This is a genomic window from Alysiella filiformis (assembly GCF_014054525.1).
GTDB lineage: Bacteria > Pseudomonadota > Gammaproteobacteria > Burkholderiales > Neisseriaceae > Simonsiella > Simonsiella filiformis.
In genome coordinates, this window is the sequence record NZ_CP059564.1 from 1,494,091 (window position 1) to 1,516,142 (window position 22,052).

Sequence of the window (22,052 nt, forward strand, 5' to 3'; positions counted from 1 at the left end):
CAACGAACCCCCACCCTAACCCTCCCCCGCAAGCGGGAGAGGGGACAGGTTACAGGCAGCCTGAAAAACGCCATTTTACTGGATTTAACCCAAAAAAAACAGCTTGGCATATCAAGCATATTTTCGGTTAAAATGGGCAAATTTGATAAAATGGGATAATTCAAGGTGTTGATTTTTTTAGATTTTGATGGTGTATTGCATTCTGCCATATCGCGTCCAAATGCGCGTTTATTCAGCCAATTACCGCTTTTGGAAACCTTTTTCAGGCAGCCTGAATGGAAAAATGTGCAATTTGTGATTTCATCAACATGGCGTTTGGGGCGCGATTTGGACGATTTGCGTCGCCCATTTTCTCCCGATTTTCATGCGCGGATTATTGGCGTAACCCCCGATTTACCCCGTTCAGGCAGCCTGAATGGTCATCGTGAACGCGAAATTTTACAATGGTTGCGTGATTTTGAGTGTGAACACACCGCGTGGGCAGCATTGGACGATTTGCCCAGCTATTTTGATAAACACATGGCGCATTTATTTTTATGTACCAGTTCAACAGGTTTGATGGAACATGATTTGCCGCATTTGGCGGTGCATTTACAAGAAAATGGTTTTCAGGCTGCCTGAAACGAAGTTCAGCATAGCTAAAAAACATTATTTGACTGGATTTTGCTTTATTTCGCATAAAAAACAGGCAGCCCATAAAAGCTGCCTGAAAACGAGAAAGGAGTAAAAAAGGAAATTTCTTGGCGCACCCGACTGGGTTCGAACCAGCGACCTTCAGCTTCGGAAACTGACGCTCTTCCAACTGAGCTACGGGTACAAACAAGAGCGCGAATGGTAACAAAATTTAAACAAATTGGCAAAATTTTTATTCACTTATGGGCGTATTTGGGTACAATCATGCTTTTGTTATTTTGAAGTCGTTAAGCCATGAGCGAAAAAACATTAAGCAAACAAGACAAATTGGCATTGAAAGCGCGCGCCCATCACTTAAACCCTGTCGTGATGGTGGGGCAAAGAGGTTTGACCGAAGCCGTGATTCAAGAAACCGAAACCGCATTACGCGCCCACGAATTGATTAAAGTGCGCGTGTTTGGTGATGAGCGCGAAGAACGTTTGAACATTTGTGCCGAATTGTGCGCGGCAACAGGCGCACAACTGATTCAACACATTGGCAAATTGCTGGTGTTGTATCGCAAAAATGAAGACGAAAAAGCAGCAGAATGAGTTTTCAGGCAGCTTGAAATCTTTGCAAAACTCGGTTTGTTGGGGCAGATTGCATATCTGCCCTTTTGCCAATCAATCAGTGAACCAACATCGGGAACAAGGCTTTCAAACCCGCCACCACAATTTCCACCGCCACCGCCGCCAACAGCATGCCCATAATCCGATTGAGTATGGTCAAACCCGTTTCGCCAAGCAAGCCGCTTATTTTCACCGCCAACATCAGGCAAATAAAGCAAATCAGCGCAATCACACCGCCAGCCACCAGCACATTGATTAAATCATTAAACGAATGCGCGGTAGAAGTGTAAATCACCACCGTAGAAATCCCCCCCGGTCCAATCATCATCGGAATGGCAAGCGGCACCACCGCAATCGCGCCCACATTGGCTTGGGGGCGATGTTTAATCGTGATTTCATTGCTTTCGTTGGTGCCGATGTCGGGTTTGGCGGAATTGTTGCCACTGTTCATCATGGAAATCGCAATCAAAAACACCAAAATCCCACCGCCCACCTGAAACGCCCCAACGCTGATGCCCAGCACTTTCAGCAGCCAATTCCCCGTGAGCGCAAACACAATAATCACAATATAAACGCTCAACGAAGCCAGTTGCGCCACTTGGCGGCGTTCGCGTTTGCTGTAATTGCGTGTTAAATCAAGGAATAAGGACAACGCACTAAATGGGTTAATCAGCACAATAAACGATAAAATGATTTTGGCAATATCGGGACTCATCGCATTTTTCCTTGTATTAAAAAACGGTTCAGGCAGCCTGAAAAAGCATTGTAACGGCTTTTCAGGCTGCCTGAAATGTTTTTTTAACAAATTTTAACGCAATTACGCCAATTTTGCCTTCACCAAATCCTGCACCGCAGTCGGATTTGCCTTGCCTTTGGAGGCTTTCATCACTTGACCGACAATCGCGTTCAACGCCTTTTCATTGCCCGCCTTGAATTGCTCCACCGCTTTGGCATTGTTGGCGATGACCTCAAGAACAATCGCCTCAATCGCGCCTGTGTCCGTCATTTGCTGCAAACCGTGTTTTTCAATGATTTGCTCAATGCTGGCATCGGGTTCTTCCCACATTTTTTCAAAGGCGGTTTTTGCCAATTTGCTGCTCAACGTGCCATCGGCAATTTTTTTCACCAAATCCGCCAAACGGTTTGCCGTAATCGGATTGTCTTGCAAATCAATGCCTTCTTTGTTCAAGCGAGATGCCAAATCGCCATTTATCCAGTTTGCCACCAATTTGCCGTTGCCGTTGGATTGCGTGGCAGCCGTTTCAAAAAAGGCAGCCTGAACGCGCGAGCTGGTCAGCAAACGCGCATCGTATTCGCTCACGCCAAAATCTGCCACAAAACGCGCTGCCATTTCTTTTGGTAATTCAGGCATTTGCGATTTGGCTTTGTCCATTTGCGCGTCCGAAATGATGATGGGCAACAAATCGGGGTCGGGGAAATAGCGGTAATCGTGCGCGTCTTCTTTCAGGCGCATCACGCGCGTTTCGCCTTTTTCGGGGTCAAACAACATGGTGGCTTGTTGCACTTTGCCGCCATCTTCCAAAATTTCAATTTGCGCTTGCACTTCGTAGCTGATGGCTTGTTCCAAAAAGCGGAATGAGTTTAAGTTCTTGATTTCACGGCGTGTACCAAATTCCGCTTGACCTTTGGGGCGCACCGACACATTCGCGTCCACGCGGAACGAGCCTTCCGCCATATTGCCATCGCAAATGTCCAACCACGTTACCAAGCCGTGCAAGGCTTTGGCGTAGGCGACTGCCTCGGCTGCCGAGCGCAATTCGGGTTCGGAAACCACTTCCAAAAGCGGTGTGCCAGCGCGGTTCAAATCAATGCCTGTTGCGCCATTCAAGCCTTCGTGGACGGATTTGCCTGCGTCTTCTTCCATGTGGGCGCGGGTTACGTTGATGGTTTTGACTTCATCGCCAACCACAATGTCCAATTTGCCGTGTTCCACAATCGGCAAGGCAAGCTGGCTGATTTGATAACCCTTTGGCAAATCAGGATAAAAATAGTTTTTGCGGTCAAACACGTTTTTGCGGTTGATTTGCGCGTTGAGTGCCAAGCCGAGTTTAATCGCTTTTTCCACCACTTCGCGGTTCATCACGGGCAATGCCCCTGGTAAAGCGCATTCCACCACGCTGGCGTGGGCATTTGGCTCTGCGCCAAAGGCGGTGCTGGTGCCACTGAAAATTTTGGATTTGGTGTTGAGTTGGACGTGGATTTCCAGTCCGATTACGGTTTCCCAAGTCATTTTTTGTCTTTCTTGTTGATTTAAAGATTTAAATTATTTGAAAAATTTTGTTTTCAGGCTGCCTGAAATATTTTAAACATCATCATTGGCATTTCGCACTTTGGCAATGCTTTCTATTTGATTATCCATTTGCCACAAATACACATCGGTATTTTTCGGGCGCACCAATAATTCAAATTCACGAAATTTTGTCATATTCAGGCTGTCTGCATATCGCCCAATCAGTTGCCACAACAACACGCCTATCCAAAAACCATGCCCAAACACCACATACACACCATCGTCTTTTGCCGAAAAATATCGGCGAACATCGCTGATTTGTTGGAAAAATGACGCGAAACTGTCGCAATCATCGCCATCTCTGAAGTCCACATCGTTCAACGCCCAATAGTGTTCCGATTGTGTTTTCACGTCTTGAAACGTTTTGCCTTGAATATTGGCGAAAGACAGATAATTAAATTCGTGCAAATTGGGCAAAATGGTGGGTTGCATGTGTATGGCTTGCACATAAGGTGCGGCGGTTTGCTGGGTACGCAAATAGGGCGAAACGAAAATTTCATGCACATTTTCAATATTTTGCCGTAACCAAATGGATAATTGCTCCGCTTGCTGTTGCCCCAATTCGGTAATGGGAATTTTGGCGTTGGTGTGGGTTACGGTGTCGCTGGTTTTGCCTGCGTTGGCAGCACTTTGCGCGTGGCGGATTAGGTAGATTTGTTTCATTATCTTCTCTAAATCATGTGTTCAGGCAGTCTGAAAACCATTACTGCACAATCGGTTGCGCCATCATTTCTTTTACCGCTTGCAACAATTCATAATCGCTAAATGGCTTTTGCAAGAAACCACGCGCCCCATATTGCAAAGCCAGCAAACCACTGTGTTCATCAGCCAATGCCGATACCACCAAAATGTTGATGTTGCTGTTAATCGCAATCATATTGCGTATGCACGACAAGCCGTCCATATTGGGCATGGTCAAATCCATGGTTACAAAATCGGGCTGGTGTCGGCGGAACAAATCCAAGGCATCGCGCCCATCTTTGGCTTTGCCTATCACTTGCAAGCCCGACAAATGCCCAGCTTGAATATCGCGTTCAATTTTATTGCGAATCACATTGGAATCATCAACAATTAACAGTTTATGTGTTGCAGCGTTCATTTTTTTATCTCTAATACATCAAAATACATCAATGGCATATCGCCTTAAAATGCTTATTTGTCAAAGGGTAAAACAATCGTAAAGCGCGTATATTGCCCAGCCTGCGTTTGAATGCCAATGTTGCCATTGAGCGATTTAATCCGCGAACGCACCACGTCCATGCCCATGCCGCGACCGCCATCTTCGTGGTTTTCGCCTTCGGGCAAAGTGGAAAAATTGGGACGGAAAATGAGCGAAAACAATTGATTGTCGCTCCATTTTTTGATTTCTTCCGCGTTTGCCAATTTCATTTCCAAGGCTTTGTTGCGCAACATATCCAAATCAATGCCGCGTCCATCGTCTTCAATGGTAATGCGGATTTTGCCAGCTTGGGGCAACACATTCAGCTTAATGTGTCCTTCGCTGGATTTGCCATTGAGCGTACGCGCGCGCACAGGTTCAATGCCATGCACCACCGCATTACGCAAAATTTGAATGATGATGTCTTTGACAGCAGGGAAACTTTCGTTTTCTTGGCGCAAATATTCCAAGCCGCCCGTTTCCATAATCACGTTTTTGTTGTGGCGGTAGCCCATATTGACCACAAATTTGCCCAAAATCGTGCCCAAATCCGTTGCGCTGGCGGCGGTGGGGGCGGGAATCGGATTGTTTAAGCGACCCGTGATTTTGCGGTGCAATTCTTCGGCTTGCGCCAATTTTTCAATCAAGCTGTCCAATTCCGTAACCAAAGGAATGAAATCGTTGCCCGATAATTGTTTTTTCTGGTGCAAATCCTTAATCATGTCTTCAAAGGCTTCGGCAGCCAGCCTGAACGCGCTCATGTCCAACATACTGGCTTCGCCCTTAAATGCGTGAATTTCTTGGCTAATCAAGCGCAATTTGTCGCTCAAATCGCTGCTGCTGTTGTTGGGCTGTTTCAAAATTTGGTTGATTTGCGCCAACTGTTTCAAAGAAATGTGCAAAAAGCTGCGCATGATGCTTTCTTCGGCATTGAGCATTTTGCTAATCATTTCAATTTGCAAATCATTTTGTTCTTGTTCGCGTTGCAAGCGGTTTTCAATGCGCACGCTGTCGGTTAAATCTTTTACGCTCACCAGCACTTTGGCGATGTGGTTGCCGTTCATAATCCGCGTAAACTGAAAGCCGATGATGCGCGTTTCATGGGGATTTTTGGGGCAAGTGATTTCCACTTTGTCCAAAGGATTGAGGCTGTGAATCAGCTTTTCCACCACACGGGGATTGTAAAGCTGTTCAATAAACATTTTGGTGGCACTCAATTTTTGCGTGTTGTTCAAAATTTCGCCAGCCAATGCCAAAAAATTTTGCCCATTTTCCGTTAATTGTGGCAACAAACTTTTCAGGCGTTTGGAAGGCTGCATATTGATGTGAAAATCTTCGTGCAACAAAAACAAGCCTTCCGACAAGGTATCCAAAATTTCATGCACTTCCAAATGGGCGGTTTTCAGCACTTGGTCGTCTTTGTGTAATTGGCGGAAAATGTAAATAATCAAAATGATGAAACTGATGACCATCAGCACCACACCCGCAATGGACGCAGATTTGTTGATGGTGGTGGCAATCAAGGCTTCTTTTACCAAAATATTGTTGATGTTGTCAAAGCTGTCTTGCAATTTGTCATCGGCGTGCCGCGCATAAATCACCAAATTGTGAAACGCCTTGTCGCCACGATGACCTGTGTTGATGGCGGCTGCATCTTTATCCAATTCTGATTGGTAATTTTGCCAAGTGTAAACAATGTTTTGCCAATCGCTTTTGAGTATGCTTTCAGGCAGCGTTTTGATTTTGACCGCATTCACTTCGCCGCCCGATTGCAAGGCGGCAAAATAGGCGTGGGTGTATTTGGTTTCTTGATACAAATCATCAAGTTGGCGTGGAATATTGCCTCTGCTGTCGGCGGTGTCGGCATTGAGCCAAATTTGGCGCATGTGGGTGTTGAGCTTGCCCAAAGTATCAATTTGTGCCGACAAATGACCGTGTTTGTTTGAATGAAAATATTGCACGGCAAAAATCACACTCAATATCAACGATAAGCTCAAAAGAACAACAATAAGTGGTTGATAACGAGTGGGAAAGCGTTTTAACCAGCTTTTTGCTGTTGGGTCTTTTTCGGTTGATGTGGTTTTTTTTAAACGTTGTATCAACATGGTTTCAGTCCCAAAGTTTTGGTCAAGTGGGTTTGTGATTGTGGGGCTGTCTGAATGGTGGGTGCGTTTTCAGGCAGCCAAAAGACGTTCAGGCTGCCTGAAAAACACATTTTATTGATTACGCTGGGGTTTTGGTGTGCCAATCGCTGTTCAACTGCATTTGGTGTGCCACGCCCAAAATTTGGCTTTCGCGGAAATAATTGCCAATCAGTTGCACGCCAATGGGCAAGCCTGTTGCGCTGAAACCTGCTGGCAAACTCAACGCAGGCAAACCTGCCAAATTCACCGCAATCGTATAAATATCAGACAAATAGGCTTGAACAGGGTCGCTGTTTAATTCGCCCAATTTGGGTGCGGCGGTGGGCGCATTGGGGGCGAGAATCACATCGCATTTTTCAAAAGCTGCCTGAAAATCGTTTGCCACCAAACGACGTAATTTCTGTGCTTTCAAATAGTAAGCGTCATAATAACCATGACTTAACACATAAGTACCAATCATGATGCGGCGTTTCACTTCGCTGCCAAAACCTTCGGCACGGCTGTTGCCATACATTTCTTCCAAGTCTTTGAATTGGCTGGCGCGATGACCGTAGCGCACGCCATCGTAGCGCGACAAATTGGTGCTGGCTTCGGCAGACGCCAACACATAATACGCTGGAATGGACAATTCGGTTTGCGGTAAAGAAATGTCCACAAATTCAGCACCTTGTTGTTTCAATAATTCAATCGCATTGTTTAAGGCTGCCTGAACGTCCGCGCTGTTGTTGGCGGTAAAATATTCTTTGGGTAAACCGATTTTCAAGCCTTTAAGTGATTGATTTAAATCGCGTGTATAGTCTTCTTTTTCGCGTTCCAAGCTGGTGGAATCGCGTTCGTCAAAACCTGCCATGCTGTTGAGCAAAATCGCGCAATCTTCCGCAGTTTGCGCCATTGGACCTGCTTGGTCAAAACTGGACGCATAGGCAATCATGCCAAAGCGCGACACCACGCCATAAGTCGGTTTCAAGCCTGTGATACCGCAATGGGACGCAGGTTGGCGGATTGAGCCGCCTGTGTCCGAACCGAAAGCGGCAGGGGCTAAACGGGCTGCTACCGCCGCCGCCGAACCACCCGATGAACCACCTGCAACGTGTTGAACATTAAAGGGATTGTGCGTTGCGCCATAAAATGAGCTTTCGTTGGTGGAACCCATGGCAAATTCGTCCATGTTCACGCGACCGAGCGTTACCATGCCGTCATTCAACACGTTTTGCACGACTGTGGCGGTGTAGGGTGAGATGAAATTGTCCAGCATTTTGGACGCGCAAGCGGTGCGCCAGCCTGTTTGACAGAAAATGTCTTTAAAAGCAATGGGTACGCCTGTGAGCGCGTGGGCGTTGCCTTGTGCCAAACGTGCGTCTGCGGCGGCGGCTTCGGCAAGCGTCTTGTCTTTGTCCAGCGTGATGTAGGCGTTGATGGCGGCATTTTGCGTGTCAATCGCGTTCAAATATTCGTTTGCCAATTCGGTGGCGGAGATTTTTTTGCTTTGCAATAATTCGCTGGCTTGTTTTAAGGTGTAAGTGGGCATGGTTTTTTCTCGTTAATAAAGTATTGAAAAATAATTAAAAAAGTTTCAGGCTGCCTGAAAGGTTGAGCCAATTTAAAATTTATCGTTTTCCCACCATTTATCAAAAGTTTTGGGGCAAACTTTACGAATGGTATTTTCATCATCTTCGTCCCATTCAAATTCAAGTTCTGGGTCATTAAAATACAAATCTGAATACATTTTTGCCATTTTATCAAATGCGTTATCGCCATGTTTTTCATCAATCACTTCTTGTGCAATAGCCCAATCTTCGCGCAATGGAATGTCGCCATCTTCAATATCATCAAAAATATCACAGAGATTGTCCGCATTTTTTAAGGCGTTTTCATAAATTTCTTGACCTTGTGCAATCAACCAAGCCCGAAAATCCATAAAACAATCATCGCTACAACCACCCATTACCACATAAGCCACTGCCCATAAATCTTGTTTATAAGAGATGTTATGAAAATAATTCCACCAATATTTAAAGCCAAAAATCTCATCATCGCTTAATTCATTGAGCATTTCATAGAGATTTTCGCCTTTGTTGGATTGGGCAATCAATATCCAAAATTGTGCTTGGGACATTAAATTTTTTGCTTGTTTTAAGTTCATGATTATTCTCTTTTTTTAAATTTAGAATCATGGATATTGTGGTTTTCAGGCTGCCTGAAACCCATCAGCCATAAATATAGCTGCACTCTAATACAGTCTGCGATTTGCCGTTGTTATCCACATCCAATAATTGCGCTTGCAGGGTTTCATCTTCTTCCAAAACAATATTGAAGTGTTTGCGTGGGCGATATTTGTTTGCCAGCACACGGCGAGCTTGTTCAATCGGCACATCGAGCAATAAACGATGAGTATATTCCGAACCTGCGGTGTCGTCCGCTATGAAAGTTTGGCTGTAATCTACCACAGGCAAGCCATAATAATGTCCTTTGAGCGACAGTCGGATTTGGTTAAAGGTGTATTTTTGGCGTTCGTCCTGCTTTTTATGAACGCTGGCTTTTTGCGCCACTTGATTGAGGTATTGGGCAGGCAGCTTAATGTTTGCTACCAAATAATTTTCTACCAAATAAAATTGTCCATTTGTTAATTGCCCATTTGCTTTGATATTGACGCCCATGCTTTCTGTAAACGCGCTCAATGCTGGACTGGTATCGCAACCTTTTTCCCATGGTTTGAACAAGCCCGACCAATCGGCTGGTGCCGCCAAAGCGACAGGGGAAAGTAAACACAAAAATGTGCTTATCAATAAAAGTTTTTTCATGGTGGAAAACCTTTCAGGCTGCCTGAAACCGTTATTTTACTTAATGAATGGGCAATTTGTGGCGCAATCTTTCTTGATTAATGGTTTCAAAAATCATCAGCCATTCTTGATGAATTTCGGGGTGCTGAATGTCAATCGGCTGAATATTGGGCAAACGTGTTTTAATGTGGTGGTCGCGCAATTTGCCTGTTTTTGTATCGCGCAAACGCCATTGGGCAACATAATCGCCTGTTTTTAAATTTAAACTGTCTTGACCTGCACCGTCATTGGCGGCGTTGCCCAAAGCCCAAAAATCGTAGCCTATGTATTGCATTTTGCCGTTAGTGGGGTTGTAGGCGTAGTGAAAACTACTGCCGTGCCTCATCGCATCGCACGAGATGATAAAACCAACACGCGCATTTTTTAACTGGGGTGGTTCATCGCAAACATTGTGTTCGGCGATAACTTTGTTTTGGCTGGATAATTTGATGTGCAACACATCATTTTGCAGCCAAACGCGGTCGGATTTGCCGTCTGCGTCCAAATCTTTGTTTATCCGTGTTTCCGCGTAAATGCTTTGGCTGAATAATAGGGCGAACACGCTCATCAATATGTGTTTTTTCATGATTTTAACCTTTCAGGCTGCCTGAAAACGGTTTTTACGCCACGCATACAGCCCGAATAATCGGATTGTGTTCATCGCGATATTTTTGTTTTTGCTGCTGATTTAATTGGCTGTCATGTAGCCCATCGCGCTCATTGCCGTTCATCAAATGGTCGTATTCAAGTGGTGGGTATGATGTCAATTCATTGGGCAAAATCTCAATTTGCCAACCGCTTGCACTGTGGCGACTGGTGGCAAATGACCAAATGACTTTATTTTGACAATCAATGGCATGGTGGTGTTTTTCGTAATCCACCCATTTGTTGGGATTTTGCCATTCGTTTACATCATTTGCTGCAATAGTGGGCTGTGCAAATTGTTCGCGTACTATGGCATAGGTGTAAATGGGGTGCTGTTGGAGAATAATGCTGCTGTTTTGTAAATAAAATTTGTTGCCGTTTTGCTCGTATAAAAATGTGTGTTGCGATAATTGCGGCAAAGCAAACAGCATCATAATCCCTTTGGTAATCTCATTGAAGAGCGCATTAAACATGATTTTCCACTTTCAGGCTGCCTGAAACATCATTCTTTGGGTGCGCCAATCGTCCAAAAATCGGGTGGCAATTCATCTTGTGCTGGCGCAGTATGGTGCGTTGGCGATGATGTTTCCGTTTCCCCTTTTTCTTCCACTTCGTTGGCAGGTGGGTTTTCAGGCTGTTGGGTGGTTGGGGTTTCTTGTTTGCCTTTTTGGATAAAATCAATTTCGCCGTTTTTGTTGTTGGTGGGTTCGGCTGGTTTGGGTTTGTTTTTGTCTTTTTTCTTGCGTTTGTTTTCTTTGGGTGTGGGTTGGGGGGCAGCCGTTTCGCTGGCGGCTTGGGGTGCAATGGGGTTGTTTGCCGTTGGCGATTCGCCCGTTTCGTTGGGTGTGCTGGTGGGTGGATTGCTTGGTGGGGTAGCTGTAGGGTTGCCTGAAACCGCAGGGGCAGCAGGTTTGTTTTGTCCCACGCGCTGACACACTTCTTTAATCACGCCATCATCGGGTTGCGCCAACAATTTCATTTGTGCGGGCGTGAGTTTGGGGCTGGGGTATTCGTTTGCGTCCACAATTTCGCCCTGTGCATTGTAGTGCGTGGTGGTGAGAACGGTACGGATTTTATTGGCACAATCAATTTCTTCAAACCAATGATTGTGCGTATAGAGCAAACCATTAGACGGCAATTTTTGCGTGTGGGCATAGCGATATTCAATCAATGCCATGATTTTGCCATTGTCTTGTTTAATGCTGTCGGCGAACAAATATTCCCGATTGCCCGATTCGGTTTTGCTGGTCAAAATGCGATTGGGGTCGTTGTCGGGATTGACGGTGGCAGCTGGCGGTGTGTGTATGCTTTCATCAGCCGCCACTTCGGCAGAAGTCCACAAATCCGAATAGGTGGTGCGGGTGGTGGTTTCGGTTTCAGTCATGATTTGGCAGCCTGAAAGGATAAATGCCGAGCAAGTCAATAAAACAAATGGTTTTTTCATGGTATTAAACAATTCAATTAATTGATAAAATGCGGTTTCAGGCTGCCTGAAATCAATCTTCAATCACCTGTGGCACAATGTACAAACGCTGACGAACATCAGGCGCAACCGCTTGATATTGTTCGGCGCGGTCAGATTCCGTAACCACATCATCGCGCAAACGCAAAGCCACTTCGTGTGGGTGCGACATGGGTTCAACGCCATCGGTGTTCACGCTTTGCATTTTTTCCACCAAATTGAAAACCGCATTCAGTTTATCCAAAGTGGCGGCTTTTTCCGTGTCGTTTAAGGTTAAACGCGACAGTTTGGCGATTTTTTCAACATCGTTTAAAGTGAGCGACATCATCATTCCTTTGAAATTTGATTTTGGCAATTTGCTAAATGTAAGGTATCATTGCGAACTTACTTTTCGCTAAACGCGGAATTATAACCGAAAACACGATTTGGGCGAGATGATTTTTGTGGTTTGCCCATGCTGTTTCAGGCAGCCTGAAACAGGTAATATTGTTTATTAAATCATTTGAATTTTAATAATTTTTGGAATTTTTTTATGTTTTTCCGTTTCTTTGCGCGCTATTTTTCCAATGATATGGCAATTGATTTGGGTACAGCCAACACCTTGATTTTCATCAAAGGCAAAGGCATTGTGCTTGATGAGCCATCTGTTGTTGCCATGCAAATGGACCCGTCAGGCAGCGGCAAAAGTTTGACCTTGGCGGTGGGTGCAGATGCGAAAAAAATGTTGGGTCGAACCCCAGGTGCCATTCAAGCCGTGCGCCCCATGAAAGACGGCGTGATTGGCGATTCCAGCGTTACCGAGCGCATGCTGAAAGAATTTATCCGCAAAGTAAACAAAAGCCGTTGGGCGGCATCGCCACGCATTGTGATTTGCGTGCCATGTGGCGCAACCCAAGTGGAACGCCGCGCCATTTACAGTGCCGCGCAATCAGCAGGCGCGTCCAGCGTGTATTTGATTCAAGAACCCATGGCAGCAGCCATAGGCGCAGGTTTGCCCATTGAAGACCCAACAGGTTCAATGGTGGTGGACATTGGCGGCGGCACCACCGAAGTGGGGATTATTTCCCTATCAGGTGTGGTGTATTCGCAATCGGTGCGCGTGGGGGGCGATGCTTTTGATGAAGCCATTGTGCATTATGTGCGCCGCAACTACGGCATGTTGATTGGCGAATCCACTGCCGAAGAAATCAAAAAACGCATAGGCTCTGCTTTCCCAGGTGCAGAAGTGAGCGAAATGGAAGTGAAAGGGCGCAACTTGGCAGAAGGTGTGCCACGTTCATTTACCATCACGTCAAACGAAGTGTTGGAGGCTTTGGCAGACCCCATTTCCCAAATCGTGCAATCGGTGCGCGATACTTTGGAACAAACCCCACCCGAATTGGGCGCAGACATTGCCGAGCGCGGTTTGGTTTTAACAGGTGGCGGTGCATTGCTCAAAGGCTTTGACCGTTTGCTGGCAGAAGAAACAGGGCTGCCTGTAACCATTGCCGATGACCCATTAACTTGCGTGGCGCGTGGTTCAGGTAAAGCATTGGACATGATTGGTAAACTCAATTCCGTTTTCATTACCAATCCATAAATTGAATTATGTCGCATTCTTCTTTTTCGCAGCGTGGCTTTAAGCCCATTACCAAATTGCTGGTATTGGGTGCGCTTTCCATTGTGCTTTTGGTGTTGGATAATCGCTACACGGGCGTGCATCAAGGCAAAAAATATGCCGCGACCTTGCTTTATCCGATTCAATGGGTGGCGAATAAACCCATTGAATTTTATGAATATTTTGAAAATTTTTTTCAATCGCAAGATTATTTGCTGAAAGAAAACCAACGTCTAACCGCCGACAATGCGCGTTTGACTTTGGCGGCACGACAAGCCGCTTTGCAGTTGCGTGAATTGCATGAGCTGAAAAATTTGGCAGGTTTGCAACAATTTGGTATGGTTGCCACCACCACAGCCGAAGTGGTGTCCAGTGGGCGTGAGCCTTTATCCAATCGCATTGTGATTAATAAGGGCAGCCAAGATGATTTGGCGCAAGGCGATGCGGTGGTGGACGAAGGCGGTTTGGTTGGACAAATTACCCAATTGCACCCCAAAAGTGCTGCCGTTAGCCTGCTGACCGATACCACGGTGGTGATTCCCGTTATGGTTGAACGCACGGGGGTACGCAGCCTGATTTATGGCGGTGGTGGCAATTTGGTGTTGCGTTATTTCCCCACCGATGCGGATTTGGAACCCAACGACATTTTGGTTACATCGGGTTTGGACAGCATTTATCCTGCTGGCATTCCTGTGGCGCGGGTTACGCAAACCAGCCGCAATGCGGGTACGCCTTATTATCGCGTTCAGTTGCAAGCCATGGCGAATTTACGCAGCAGCAAATATGTGTTGGTTTTGCCACAAAAACCCGTTTGGCAGCCTGAAAGCGCATCGGCACCCAGCGCAAGCGGTGCATCAACCCCAGTTCAATAAAACATGAATTACGAAGATTCTTACCATCGTTTGCCCAACAAGCTGATTTTTGGCAGTTTTGTGTTGGCAATGATTCTTGACTTTATCCCCTTTTCAGGCAGCCTGTATTGGTTGCCTGAATTTACCGCTCTGATTTTGATTTATTGGCTCATCAATCGTCCGCAGTCGGTGAACATTGGCGTGGCGTTTTTTGTTGGCTTGTTGGTGGACATTGGCACGGTTTCGCCATTGGGCGCACATTCTTTGGCATACATGATTTCGGCTTATTTGATTATTGCCAATCATCATCAATTTGTGATGTTCAATTATGGTTTTCAAACGGTGTTGGTGCTGTTGGCATTGTTGGGCAATGAGTTGATATTGGTGGGCATTCGTTTTTTGAATGAGCAGCGTTTTTCAGGCTGGCTGATTTTGCTTGCGCCTGTGTTGGGGGCGATTATTTGGCCCATTCTCAACAAAATCATGCACGCCCTGATTCACAACAAACGGAAACAGCGATGAGACCAGCTTGGAAAATCCCACGCGAAATGAAGGGCAGCACACGCGCCGCACAAATTTTGCAACGTGATTTCACTTTGCGTTTGGTGGTGGCGTTTGTGTTTATGGTGCTGCTGTTTGCGGGTTTGATTGGCAATTTTGTGTATTTGCAAGTGATACGCCACGATGATTATGTGGTTAAGGCAGCCAGCAATCGCATCACGCTCATTCCCACACCGCCAATTCGCGGCGAAGTGGTGGACAAAAACGGCGTGGTATTGGCACACAATTATCCAGCCTATTCTTTGGAGTTGATTCCCAGCGAATTGGAAAGCGATGTGGACGACACCATTGCCGCTTTGCGCCACTATGTTGAATTGAGCGATGCGGATTTGGCGCGTTTCAAAAAATTTCGTGCCGAATACCGTTCTTATGAAAAAATTCCATTAAAACTTCGCCTTACGCCCGATGAAGCATCGCGTTTGGCGGCGCAGTTGTACCGTTTTAAAGGCGTGGAAATCAATGCGCGTACCTTCCGCGAATACCCATTTGGGCATTTAACGGCACATTTTTTGGGCTACATTGGGCGAATCAGCGACCGCGACCAAAAAGTGCTGGCTGAAAACAATTTGAGCTACCAATATCGTGGCACAACCCACATTGGCAAAACAGGTTTGGAATCGTTTTACGAAACGCAACTGCATGGTTTACCAGGGTATCAGGAAGTGGAACGCGATGCGGCTGGCAACATCATTCGCGTGATTAAATCGCAGCCTGCCAAAACAGGGCAAACCTTGCGTTTGGCAATGGACATTCGTTTGCAACAAGAAGCCGACCGCCTGATGGCGGGCAAACGCGGCGCAATGGTGGCAATAGACCCACAAACAGGCGGTGTATTGGCATTTGTTTCCAAGCCTGGCTTTGACCCCAATTTGTTTATTGATGGCATTGATGGCGAAACGTGGAACAAGCTGAACACCGATTGGCAACGACCCATGATTAACCGCGTTACGCAAGGTCTCTATCCCCCAGGTTCCACATTCAAGCCGTTTATGGGCATGGCTTTGCTGGAAAGCGGCAAAATCACGCAACATTCCGTGGTGCCAGCACCAGGGGCGTGGAGCATTCCAGGGACTTCACATTTGTTCCGCGATTCGGTGCGCAGTGGGCATGGTTCAGCGAATTTGAGTAAGGCGATTCAGGTTTCTTCCGATACGTTTTTCTACAAATTGGGCTTTGAGTTGGGGATTGAAAAAACCCACCCTTATTTGAAACAATTTGGTTTGGGCGAGCAAACGGGCATTGATTTGCCCAATGAATATCGTGGCGTGTTGCCCAGCCCCGAGTGGAAAGAAAAACGCTTTGCCAAGCTGCCTGAAAATCGCCGCAAATGGAATATTGCGGAAATGGTGCCTGTGAGCATTGGTCAGGGCTACAACACCTACACGCCTTTGCAAATGGCTCATGCCACGGCAATTTTGGCAAACAATGGTACGGTGTATCGCCCTCATTTGGTTAAAGAAATTTTGAATCATGAAAATCAAACCATTACCGTGATTGAACCGCAGCCTGAACGCGAATTGCCTTTTAAAGATGACAATTTTGTTTATTTGAAAAACGCGATGGCAAAAGTGATACGCAGCGGTACGGCACGCAAAATTGGCGGTGGCTTGAAATACAGCATGGGTGGCAAAACGGGTACGGCGCAGGTGGTGCAAATTGCACAGGGTAAAACCTACAATGCGGCTGCCTTAAAAGAAATCCATCGCGACCATGCGTGGTTCATCGCGTTTGCCCCTGTTGAAAAACCGCAAATTGCCATTGCGGTGATTTTGGAAAACGCAGGTTGGGGCGCAAAAGCCGCACCGTTGGCGCGTCAGTTGAGCGATTTTTACCTGCTGCTGGTACAGCAAGACAAATTGAGCAAAGACGTGAAAGGCGCAAAATTCACTGCCAATCCTTTGTTGGCTGGCGCACAAAGCAAAACGCACCACCTGCCTGAATCGCCTTATCGTGCTTGGGCAAAAGCGCAAGCGGCATCGCAGCCTGCATCACCCATTCAGAAAACAGACACCGCAAAATGACACCATACGAAAATAACTTTCTCAATAGAATCAAGCGATTGATTTGGGAACCCATGGACACATGGCTGTTTTTTGCCATGCTTGTGATTTATGTGATGAGCATGTTTTTGCTGTATTCTGCCGATGGTCAGGACATTGGGCAGTTGCGCAACAAAACCTTGCACACCATATTGGGTTTTGTGTTGCTGTGGCTGGTGGCGCGGATTCGTCCGCAGGTGTTGAGCAATTTTGCGCCGCCTGCTTATTTGTTGGGCGTGATGTTGTTGTTGGGCGTGCATTTTTTTGGGATTACGGTCAATGGCTCAACACGCTGGCTGAATTTGGGTTTCATTCGTTTGCAACCGTCTGAAATCATGAAAATTGCCTTGCCGATGATGGTGGCGTGGTATTTTCAGCGTTATGAAATGACCATGCGTTGGTATCATTATGTGGTGGCTTTGTTGATTGTGTTGGTGCCAGGGGCTTTGATTTTGAAGCAGCCTGATTTGGGTACGGCAACACTCATCATGGCATCGGGTTTGTTTGTCATCTTTTTTGCGGGTTTGCCGTGGAAAGCCTTGTTTGCGTCCATTATTGGTTTTGCCGCGTCTTTGCCTGTGATTTGGCTTTATGGTTTGCACGATTATCAAAAAACCCGCATTCTGACCTTGCTTGACCCCACCCAAGACCGCTTGGGGGCAGGGTATCACATTTTGCAATCCATGATTGCCATTGGTTCGGGTGGCGTGTGGGGCAAAGGCTGGCTGAAAGGCACGCAAACGCATTTGGATTACATTCCCGAATCCACCACCGACTTCATTTTTGCGGTGTACAGCGAAGAGTTTGGTTTGATTGGCAATATTTTGCTGGTGTTGATGTATTTGCTGATTGTGGCGCGGGGTTTGTACATCGCCGCGAAAGCCCCCACTTTATACAGCCGCACTTTGGCTGGCGCATTGACGATGACGTTTTTCTGCTACGCTTTTGTGAACATGGGCATGGTAAGCGGTATTTTGCCTGTGGTGGGCGTGCCATTGCCGCTTGTGAGTTATGGCGGTACGGCAACATTGTCCATCATGACGATTTTTGCTTTGTTGATGGGCATTTCGTATCAAAGTCGGCAAAAATAGGCAATCAAAAAGGCAGATGATTTATCTGCCTTTTTTAATCAAGCTAGGGGCTAATGACAATTTGGGCGCGAAGTTGGTTTTTCAGGCAAAATCGTCAAATTCAAGGAAAAAATGCGCGTCAATGCCACCCATTGGCGCGTATTTTTGACGCAGAAATTGGCGATTTTGATGAAAAAACAATCGCGAAACGAATTGTCATTAGCCCCTACATCAAAGCCAAAGCGTTCAAACATTTTTCGCGCAAGCCATTTTGGGGCGTTAAAGTCAAATGCGGCAATTCCAGTGTGTAAGGCTGCCTGAATTGGTGCGCTTGCAACACGCGGTAGGTCAGCAAACTTGCCAATTTGTCCACGGGTGTGCCTTGCGGATAATCGCGGTAGGATATGGTGGTGCTGTGTTGTGCGGGCGGTGGTGCGTCAAAGGCTTTGTCCATCAATTCGCCGCGTTTGGCATACACTTTCCACGCAATGTTTTGCAAACCTGCACCTTGTTGGTGGGGCTTTAAATAGGCAAGGTCTTCGCCTTGTGATAGGGCGTGTTGGGGTTTTTGTTCGGGGTCGCTGCTGCTGGTGCTTGCGCCCCAATTTTGGTGCGACAAGGGCGCGGCGTATGCCACCGCATTGGTCTGCCACAACAAGCGACATTCGGCATGAAACAAACCAAATGGCGCGGAACTTGCCACTTTCAAATACAAATCTTGGGGAAATGCGCCGCGTTTTTGAATGGGAATGTGCCATGTGGTGTTTTGCGTGTTCAGGCTGCCTGAAAAGTCGGTGCGTTGCCATGCGTCAGATGAGTGGGTGTCTTTCTCGTCAAAATGGGGTGCGTATTCGCCGCGCCACCAAAACACGCGCAAACGTTTGGCATCATCGTGCCAAGTTAATTGCACCGATGCGGTTTCGCCTGCAAACACTTCATCGTGAAAATCGCACGACACTTGCAAGCCCAATAATTGCCGCTTGGTCAGCAAAGCAGCCACGCCCACAAATCCCACCACCCAAAAACACACCGCATACGCCACATTCACTTGATAATTGACCGCGCCAATCCAAATTGCCGCACTCAACACCAGCAAGCTGACGCTCAATTTGGTGGGACGCAGGGTAAGGTGTTGGGCGGCAATTTTGCCATTTTGTGAAAAAAGTAAAATTTCTTTGGGTTTAAAAAACAACATGATGGGAAAATTTTGTGTTGGAATAAAAGGAGGGTATGGCGTTTCAGGCAGCCTGAAAGCAACAAAATACTGTTTTAAAAATAAAAAGATGTATTTTGGTTTAATCTTTGCAGGCTATCTGAAATGTTTGTTTAAAACGAAACCGTTCAGCTTTAATTTATTTGGCTTACTTTTTTAAAAAGTAAGTCGCCGAAGGCAAAATCCATTTTTTGTCGGGGCGTAAAAGGCTGCCTGAAAATCAAACTGCCACGTCTTGCAAAATGCGTTCCAGCAAAGCCACGCTGCTTTGTTGTTGCAAAGATTGAACGCGATGATTGCCCACCGCCACCCACACCGCTTTCACGTCTTCGGGCAAAACAAAATCGCGTCCAGCCAAAAACGCCCACGCTTTTGCCGCGCTTACCACCGCCAAGCCCGCGCGTGGACTCAAACCCACCGCAAACAAACCCGCCTGTCTCGTTGCCGAAACCAAACGGTACACATAAGCCGCCACCGCCTCCGACACCGTGATTTCACGCACCTGATTTTGCCAAGCCAATAATTGCTCGGGCGATGCCAAAGTGGGGATTTTCGGCACAAGCTGGCGGCGGTCGCCCATGTGATACAACATTGTTTCCGCCTTTTCAACGGGATAGCCCATGCTCAAACGCATCATGAAACGGTCAAGTTGGCTTTCAGGCAGGGGAAATGTCCCCAGTTGTTCAGATGGATTTTGCGTTGCCACCACCAAAAATGGCGTGGGCAAACGATAAGTTTTGCCGTCCACCGACACTTGCCCTTCCTCCATCGCCTCCAAAAGCGCAGATTGTACTTTGGGCGATGCGCGATTGATTTCATCGGCAAGCACAAACTGATTGAACACCGCCCCCTGATGAAACACAAACTGCCCCTCGTTGGGCGCAAACACATTCACGCCAATCAAATCCGCAGGCAGCATATCATTGGTAAACTGCACACGCTGATAATGCAAACCCAGCACCGCCGACAAACTGCTCGCCAGCGTGGTTTTGCCCACCCCAGGTACATCTTCCAGCAAAACATGTCCGCCAGCCAAAATGCAAGTCAGCAACTGTTTCAAGATGTCTTCCTTGCCCAAAATGACCGTATTCAGTTGTTCCAATAATGGGGTAAATTGTGGATTTTGCATATCTTCTTTCATAAATTTGAGTTATTGCCGATTTGCCTTTTCAGGCAGCCTGAAACACAGATTTTCAATCAATTTTGATGTATTCCACTTTCAAAATGATGATTTCCTCGCGTCCATTGGGCAGATTCAGCCACACGCCATCGCCTTCACGCGCCTTAATCAGGGCGCGTGCCAAGGGCGATTTCCATGAAATTTTGTTTTTGCTCATGTCAATTTCATCTTCGCCCACAATTTTCACGATTTGTTCCGTGCCATTTTCACGTTCAATCGTAACCGTTGCCGCAAAAAAGACTTGGTCGGTGGGTTCGCGCGTTTCAGGGTCAATCACCAGCGCGTCTTCCAAGCGTTTGGTTAAAAAGCGGATTCGGCGGTCAATTTCGCGCATGCGGCGTTTGCCATACAAATAATCGCCATTTTCGCTGCGGTCGCCATTGCTGGCAGCCCAATTAACCACCTGCACAATTTCAGGGCGTTGCTTGTGAACCAAATCGTACAATTCCTGTTGTAAAGCGGCTTGCCCTTGTGGGGTCATGTAATTTTTGATTTCGGACATGAATAAACAATCTGTTTGAGAACAAGCCCAATATTGTAAAACAAGCAGCCTGAAAGCGCAAAAAACCCAGTTCCGAAAAACTGGGTTTTTAAATTTGGTGCCGGCGGCAGGAATCGAACTCGCGACCCCCTGATTACAAGTCAGGTGCTCTACCAACTGAGCTACACCGGCAATAAAGCGTGTATTATGCTGGCGATTGGCGTTGGTGTCAAATGCAAAATGGCGGTTGAATTTCAGTTTTTTGTTTTAAAATGAAAAATAATTTTGTTTAAAAAATAATCTTGCCCAAATGATGTGTTCACATTGTGCTTGTGATAAAATTTCGCCTTATTTTCAAAACCTTTCTGAATCGGAGTTTTTTATGTTATTGGTAAACAAAAACAAATGGTTGGCAATGGCGGTTTCGTGCATGGCAATGGCGGTTTCGGCTTGCGGTGGACAAAATTCAGGCAGCCAAACTGCACCACAAGCCAGCCAGCCAGCCGCTACCCCAGCCAGCAGCGCAAGCGGCACGGCTGCCACCAGCAATGGCAAAATCCTGCGCGTGGGTTTGAATGCCGAATTTGCCCCATTTGAATTTTTGGACAATAACCAAAAACCACAAGGCTTTGACGTGGATTTGATTCAGGCTTTGGCAAAACAAGGCGGCTTTGAAGTGGAATTCAAACACACGCCTTGGGATAGCCTGTTTCCCGCATTGAACAATGGCGACATTGATGTGGTGGCTTCCGCCGTTACCATTACCGAAGACCGCAAAAAAACCATGGATTTTACCGAACCCTACTACCAAATCACGCAAGTGGTGCTGGTGCCACAAGGTAAAAACGTTACCAACGTGGAAGATTTGAAAAAATTGAATAAAGTGGGCGTGGTAACAGGCAACACAGGCGATTTTGCGGCACAGAAAATTTTTGGCGCAACCAGCAGCAATGTGGCGCGTTTTGAAAATGTTACCTTGCTGCTCAAAGAAGTGGAAAGCGGTGGCGTGGACGCTGCCATCAGCGACAGCGCGGTGGTGGGCAATTATGTGAAAAACAACAGCGATAAAGGTTTTTCCATTATTGAAGTGCCTGATTTTGAAGTGGAAAATTATGGCATTGTGGTGCGTAAAGGCGATGCGGCAACTTTGGGTCAGTTGAATGCGGCTTTGAAAGCGGTGCGCGACAATGGCGAATACGCCCAAATTGAAGCAAAATATTTTGCCAAAGCGAAATAAATCAACATAAAAAACCTTTCAGGCAGCCAAAAATGGTTTTT

Annotated in this window: 24 protein-coding genes and 2 tRNA genes; 8 read left to right on the top strand and 18 right to left on the bottom strand. The window is 46.5% G+C overall.

What is annotated here, in order from left to right; translation table 11 throughout:
* The first annotated feature begins 165 nt into the window (after positions 1-165).
* The gene (locus H3L97_RS07385) at positions 166-621 is read left to right on the top strand and encodes an HAD domain-containing protein (protein ID WP_097114357.1); all 456 of its coding nucleotides are present in this window, start codon (positions 166-168) and stop codon (positions 619-621) included.
* 120 nt (positions 622-741) lie between these two features.
* Here H3L97_RS07385 and H3L97_RS07390 read toward each other — a convergent pair.
* Positions 742-817, bottom strand: a tRNA-Arg gene (locus H3L97_RS07390).
* A 110-nt stretch (positions 818-927) separates the two neighbouring features.
* On the opposite strand from H3L97_RS07390, the gene yhbY reads away from it, so the two are divergent.
* Positions 928-1,224, top strand: a complete 297-nt coding sequence (yhbY, locus tag H3L97_RS07395; protein WP_097114356.1) for a ribosome assembly RNA-binding protein YhbY — start codon at positions 928-930, stop codon at positions 1,222-1,224.
* A gap of 76 nt (positions 1,225-1,300) precedes the next feature.
* Here yhbY and H3L97_RS07400 read toward each other — a convergent pair whose 3' ends face one another.
* From H3L97_RS07400 to gatC, 13 genes are all read right to left on the bottom strand, one after another.
* Entirely contained in the window at positions 1,301-1,957 is a 657-nt protein-coding gene (locus H3L97_RS07400; protein ID WP_097114355.1) for a MarC family protein, read from the bottom strand.
* A 102-nt stretch (positions 1,958-2,059) separates the two neighbouring features.
* A complete protein-coding gene (gene gatB, locus H3L97_RS07405; protein ID WP_097114354.1) occupies positions 2,060-3,493 on the bottom strand; it encodes an Asp-tRNA(Asn)/Glu-tRNA(Gln) amidotransferase subunit GatB in 1,434 nt (477 codons plus the stop codon).
* 72 nt (positions 3,494-3,565) lie between these two features.
* Entirely contained in the window at positions 3,566-4,216 is a 651-nt protein-coding gene (locus tag H3L97_RS07410; RefSeq protein WP_097114353.1) for a histidine phosphatase family protein, read from the bottom strand.
* A 40-nt stretch (positions 4,217-4,256) separates the two neighbouring features.
* On the bottom strand, positions 4,257-4,652 hold the full coding sequence (locus H3L97_RS07415; RefSeq protein ID WP_097114352.1) for a response regulator: 396 nt from the start codon (positions 4,650-4,652) through the stop codon (positions 4,257-4,259).
* A gap of 53 nt (positions 4,653-4,705) precedes the next feature.
* Positions 4,706-6,817, bottom strand: coding sequence for an ATP-binding protein (locus H3L97_RS07420; protein ID WP_097114351.1), 2,112 nt, complete (start codon positions 6,815-6,817; stop codon positions 4,706-4,708).
* The gene (locus H3L97_RS07425) at positions 6,811-6,960 is read right to left on the bottom strand and encodes a hypothetical protein (RefSeq protein ID WP_179655829.1); all 150 of its coding nucleotides are present in this window, start codon (positions 6,958-6,960) and stop codon (positions 6,811-6,813) included. Before H3L97_RS07425 ends, H3L97_RS07420 begins: the two co-directional genes overlap by 7 nt.
* Positions 6,936-8,384, bottom strand: a complete 1,449-nt coding sequence (gatA, locus tag H3L97_RS07430; protein WP_097114350.1) for an Asp-tRNA(Asn)/Glu-tRNA(Gln) amidotransferase subunit GatA — start codon at positions 8,382-8,384, stop codon at positions 6,936-6,938. Before gatA ends, H3L97_RS07425 begins: the two co-directional genes overlap by 25 nt.
* 72 nt (positions 8,385-8,456) lie before the next feature.
* Positions 8,457-8,972, bottom strand: coding sequence for a DUF4240 domain-containing protein (locus H3L97_RS07435; protein ID WP_179655828.1), 516 nt, complete (start codon positions 8,970-8,972; stop codon positions 8,457-8,459).
* Positions 8,973-9,063: 91 nt separating this feature from the next.
* Positions 9,064-9,657 carry a hypothetical protein gene (locus H3L97_RS07440; RefSeq protein WP_097114348.1) on the bottom strand — a complete coding sequence of 198 codons (594 nt, stop codon included), beginning with the start codon at positions 9,655-9,657 and terminating at the stop codon, positions 9,064-9,066.
* A 40-nt stretch (positions 9,658-9,697) separates the two neighbouring features.
* Positions 9,698-10,261, bottom strand: a complete 564-nt coding sequence (locus H3L97_RS07445) for a hypothetical protein (protein WP_097114347.1) — start codon at positions 10,259-10,261, stop codon at positions 9,698-9,700.
* A 34-nt stretch (positions 10,262-10,295) separates the two neighbouring features.
* The gene (locus tag H3L97_RS07450) at positions 10,296-10,793 is read right to left on the bottom strand and encodes a hypothetical protein (protein WP_097114346.1); all 498 of its coding nucleotides are present in this window, start codon (positions 10,791-10,793) and stop codon (positions 10,296-10,298) included.
* Between the two features lie 29 nt (positions 10,794-10,822).
* Positions 10,823-11,764, bottom strand: a complete 942-nt coding sequence (locus H3L97_RS07455; protein ID WP_143269134.1) for a surface-adhesin E family protein — start codon at positions 11,762-11,764, stop codon at positions 10,823-10,825.
* A gap of 52 nt (positions 11,765-11,816) precedes the next feature.
* On the bottom strand, positions 11,817-12,107 hold the full coding sequence (gene gatC, locus H3L97_RS07460; RefSeq protein WP_097114344.1) for an Asp-tRNA(Asn)/Glu-tRNA(Gln) amidotransferase subunit GatC: 291 nt from the start codon (positions 12,105-12,107) through the stop codon (positions 11,817-11,819).
* Positions 12,108-12,314: 207 nt separating this feature from the next.
* On the opposite strand from gatC, the gene H3L97_RS07465 reads away from it, so the two are divergent.
* Genes H3L97_RS07465 through rodA form a run of 5 tightly spaced genes read left to right on the top strand, consistent with a single transcriptional unit; the run spans position 12,315 to position 17,921 of the window.
* The gene (locus tag H3L97_RS07465) at positions 12,315-13,361 is read left to right on the top strand and encodes a rod shape-determining protein (protein WP_097114343.1); all 1,047 of its coding nucleotides are present in this window, start codon (positions 12,315-12,317) and stop codon (positions 13,359-13,361) included.
* A gap of 8 nt (positions 13,362-13,369) precedes the next feature.
* Positions 13,370-14,251 carry a rod shape-determining protein MreC gene (gene mreC, locus H3L97_RS07470; RefSeq protein WP_097114342.1) on the top strand — a complete coding sequence of 294 codons (882 nt, stop codon included), beginning with the start codon at positions 13,370-13,372 and terminating at the stop codon, positions 14,249-14,251.
* Positions 14,252-14,254: 3 nt separating this feature from the next.
* Positions 14,255-14,752 (top strand): rod shape-determining protein MreD, encoded by a 498-nt coding sequence (gene mreD, locus H3L97_RS07475; RefSeq protein WP_097114341.1) that lies wholly within the window; start codon positions 14,255-14,257, stop codon positions 14,750-14,752.
* Entirely contained in the window at positions 14,749-16,812 is a 2,064-nt protein-coding gene (gene mrdA, locus H3L97_RS07480) for a penicillin-binding protein 2 (RefSeq protein WP_097114340.1), read from the top strand. Before mreD ends, mrdA begins: the two co-directional genes overlap by 4 nt.
* Entirely contained in the window at positions 16,809-17,921 is a 1,113-nt protein-coding gene (gene rodA / locus H3L97_RS07485; protein WP_097114339.1) for a rod shape-determining protein RodA, read from the top strand. The genes mrdA and rodA overlap by 4 nt, the downstream gene beginning before the upstream one ends.
* A 205-nt stretch (positions 17,922-18,126) precedes the next feature.
* Here rodA and H3L97_RS07490 read toward each other — a convergent pair whose 3' ends face one another.
* The 4 genes from H3L97_RS07490 to H3L97_RS07505 form a co-directional block, all read right to left on the bottom strand.
* Positions 18,127-19,095, bottom strand: a complete 969-nt coding sequence (locus tag H3L97_RS07490) for a DUF58 domain-containing protein (RefSeq protein WP_097114337.1) — start codon at positions 19,093-19,095, stop codon at positions 18,127-18,129.
* A 238-nt stretch (positions 19,096-19,333) separates the two neighbouring features.
* The gene (locus H3L97_RS07495; protein WP_097114382.1) at positions 19,334-20,242 is read right to left on the bottom strand and encodes an AAA family ATPase; all 909 of its coding nucleotides are present in this window, start codon (positions 20,240-20,242) and stop codon (positions 19,334-19,336) included.
* A gap of 64 nt (positions 20,243-20,306) precedes the next feature.
* Positions 20,307-20,795 carry a transcription elongation factor GreB gene (gene greB / locus H3L97_RS07500; RefSeq protein ID WP_097114335.1) on the bottom strand — a complete coding sequence of 163 codons (489 nt, stop codon included), beginning with the start codon at positions 20,793-20,795 and terminating at the stop codon, positions 20,307-20,309.
* A 95-nt stretch (positions 20,796-20,890) separates the two neighbouring features.
* A tRNA-Thr gene (locus H3L97_RS07505) sits at positions 20,891-20,966 on the bottom strand.
* A 190-nt stretch (positions 20,967-21,156) separates the two neighbouring features.
* On the opposite strand from H3L97_RS07505, the gene H3L97_RS07510 reads away from it, so the two are divergent.
* Positions 21,157-22,011 (top strand): basic amino acid ABC transporter substrate-binding protein, encoded by an 855-nt coding sequence (locus H3L97_RS07510; protein WP_097114381.1) that lies wholly within the window; start codon positions 21,157-21,159, stop codon positions 22,009-22,011.
* Positions 22,012-22,052 lie beyond the last annotated feature (41 nt).